Here is a 2837-nt window from a genome sequence, read left to right on the forward strand (position 1 = left end):
CCTGGCAGGATGGCCCGCCGTAGCAGAAGAGGCCATTATTGCCCGCGACGTGTTGCTGGCAGAGCATGTCGGGTCCCGCGTGCACATCTGCCACCTCTCTACTGCAGGTTCCGTCGAGGTTGTGCGCTGGGCAAAGTCCCGGGGAATTGCCGTGACAGCCGAGGTGACGCCTCACCACCTTCTGCTCGATGAGGAACTCGTGCGCAGCTACGACGCCCGCTACAAGGTGAACCCGCCTCTGCGCCGGGCAGAAGATGTTATGGCACTCCGCGCTGGGCTCGCCGACGGCACAATCGACATCGTCGCAACCGACCACGCCCCGCATCCTGTTGAAGACAAGGATTGCGAATGGGGTGGCGCTGCGTTCGGCATGGTTGGCCTTGAAACGGCGCTGTCCGTCGTTCAGGCGTCGACAGTCGAGACCGGGCACCTGACCTGGACGGATGTCGCGAGGGTGCTCTCGTCGGCACCGGCAGAGATCGGTCGGCTCGGCGGATATGCACGGGGTGTCGTTGTCGGCGCTCCGGCGAACTTCACTCTTTATGACACGGAGGCCCGCTCGGTGTTCAGCACGCCAGATCTCCGCGGCAAGAGCACCAACTCTCCGTATCTCGGCCGCGAACTCCCCGGCCAGGTCGTCGCAACTATTCACAACGGATATGCCACTGTGCTCGACGGCGCGCTCGTCGACGCCGAAACAGTGGCGAGAGCGGCAGGAGCGCACCGTGGATAAGAATGTCCTTCTCTGGGCCGTCGTGGCCTTCCTCGTTGTTCTCCTCATCCTCATGTATCTCGGTTGGCAGGCGAGACGACGACGACAGGCGTCGCTCCCCGCGACTCGCCCAGTTCCGGCCACCGTCGGCGACGAGTTCTTTAGAGCGAACGTCTTCTATGTCGCCACGACTCTCGCAGGAGAGCCCCTCAACCGCGTTGCGGTGAATGGGCTCGGCTTTAGGGCACGCGCCGAAATCATCGTTGCCAGCGAGGGAATCGTGCTCGCCATCCCGGGCCAGCCGCAGACATGGCTGCCGGCGAACGACCTGCGCGGCGTCGACCGCGCGACCTGGACGATCGACCGTGTCGTCGAACGCGACGGTCTGGTTCTCGTTGCTTGGGACCTCGTGGACGACGACACTCGCGTTTCGGTCGACTCGTACCTGAGGTTCGCTAGCGCCGCAGAGGTAAACACATTCTCCGAAGCCGTCACCCGGCTTCTTCATAACTCAGCATCACACTCGTCCACCCAGGGAGGACTCGCCTAGTGGCAATCTCAGAACCCGCCGTTCTTGTACTCGAGGACGGCAGCCGTTTCACCGGTAATGCCTATGGGGCCACCGGTCGCACCTTCGGCGAAGCCGTATTCGCGACCGGCATGACCGGCTACCAAGAGACCCTCACCGACCCGTCGTATGCGGGTCAGATCGTCGTTATGACGGCGCCCCACATCGGCAACACCGGTGTCAACGGCGAAGACACCGAATCATCCCGCATCTGGGTATCGGGCTTCGTCGTGCGAGACCCCTCTCGCGTCGTCTCCAACTACCGGGCTACCGGGAGCCTCGATGACCAGCTCGTCGAAGAGGGCATCGTCGGAATCAGTGGGATTGACACTCGTGCCATAACCCGCCGCCTGCGCGATGCTGGCGCCATGAGGGCCGGAATCTTCTCAGGGGCAGACGCTGCCCTCAGCGATGACGAGCAGCTGGCGGCGGTGCGTGCAGGGGCCGAGATGTCGGGACAAAACCTGTCCGGCAGCGTCTCGACAACTGAGCCGTACACGATTGAGGCAGAAGGCGAGCGAATCGGCTCCGTCGCTGTCCTCGATCTTGGCGTGAAGTCGTCGACCCTTCGCTACCTTTCGGCCCGTGGGTTCGATGTGCATGTGATGCCGCAGACGGTGACGCTCGACGAGCTTCTCGCGCTCAACCCGAGCGCCGTGTTCTACTCGAACGGCCCCGGCGACCCCGGCGCATCCGATCACCACGTCGAGCTGCTCCAGGGAGTGCTCCGCAACAACCTTCCGTTCTTCGGAATCTGCTTCGGCAATCAGTTGCTCGGTCGCGCCCTCGGCTACGGCACCTACAAGCTCTCATTCGGCCACCGTGGGATCAACCAGCCGGTTGTCGATCGCGGCACGGGCCGCGTCGAGATCACCTCGCACAACCACGGATTCGCGGTGGATGCTCCCATCGGCGAACCGAGCGAGTCACCCGCCGGATTCGGTCGGGTAGAGGTGAGCCACGTCAACCTCAACGACAACGTCGTCGAGGGCCTCCGCGCTCTCGATATCCCCGCGTTCTCGGTGCAGTACCACCCCGAGGCGGCCGCAGGCCCGCATGACGCAAACTACCTCTTCGACCGATTCCGCGACATGGTGCTCGACCACCAGAAGAAGGACGCCAAGTAATGCCCAAGCGCGACGACATCAAGTCAGTCCTCGTCATCGGCTCCGGCCCGATCGTCATCGGTCAGGCCTGTGAGTTCGACTACTCGGGCACCCAGGCCTGCCGCGTTCTCCGGGAGGAGGGCGTGCGCGTGATTCTCATTAACTCCAACCCGGCCACGATCATGACCGACCCGGACTTCGCCGACGCCACCTACGTTGAGCCGATTACCTGGGAAGTGATCGAGTCGATCATCCAGAAGGAGAAGCCCGACGCCATCCTTCCCACCCTCGGTGGCCAGACGGCGCTTAACGCTGCCATTGAGCTGCACGAGCACGGCATCCTCGAGAAGTACGGCGTCGAACTCATCGGAGCCAACTTCGAAGCGATCAACAAGGGCGAAGACCGCCAGATCTTCAAGGAGCTTGTTCTCGAATGCGGGGCAGACGTTGC

General features: G+C 63.2%; 4 protein-coding genes. All 4 read left to right on the forward strand.

Annotation, left to right across the window (positions count from 1 at the left end; genetic code table 11):
- The coding region (locus AC062T_RS08410; protein WP_476029093.1) for a dihydroorotase at positions 1-733 on the forward strand (733 nt) is incomplete at its 5' end.
- The gene (locus AC062T_RS08415; RefSeq protein ID WP_476029095.1) at positions 726-1262 is read left to right on the forward strand and encodes a PH-like domain-containing protein; all 537 of its coding nucleotides are present in this window, start codon (positions 726-728) and stop codon (positions 1260-1262) included. The genes AC062T_RS08410 and AC062T_RS08415, both read left to right, overlap by 8 nt.
- On the forward strand, positions 1262-2407 hold the full coding sequence (gene carA / locus AC062T_RS08420; RefSeq protein WP_476029097.1) for a glutamine-hydrolyzing carbamoyl-phosphate synthase small subunit: 1146 nt from the start codon (positions 1262-1264) through the stop codon (positions 2405-2407). Before AC062T_RS08415 ends, carA begins: the two co-directional genes overlap by 1 nt.
- A partial coding sequence (locus tag AC062T_RS08425; RefSeq protein WP_476029099.1) for a carbamoyl phosphate synthase preATP-grasp domain-containing protein occupies positions 2407-2837 on the forward strand: 431 nt, incomplete at its 3' end. The genes carA and AC062T_RS08425, both read left to right, overlap by 1 nt.

Source organism: Homoserinimonas sp., from assembly GCF_056262345.1.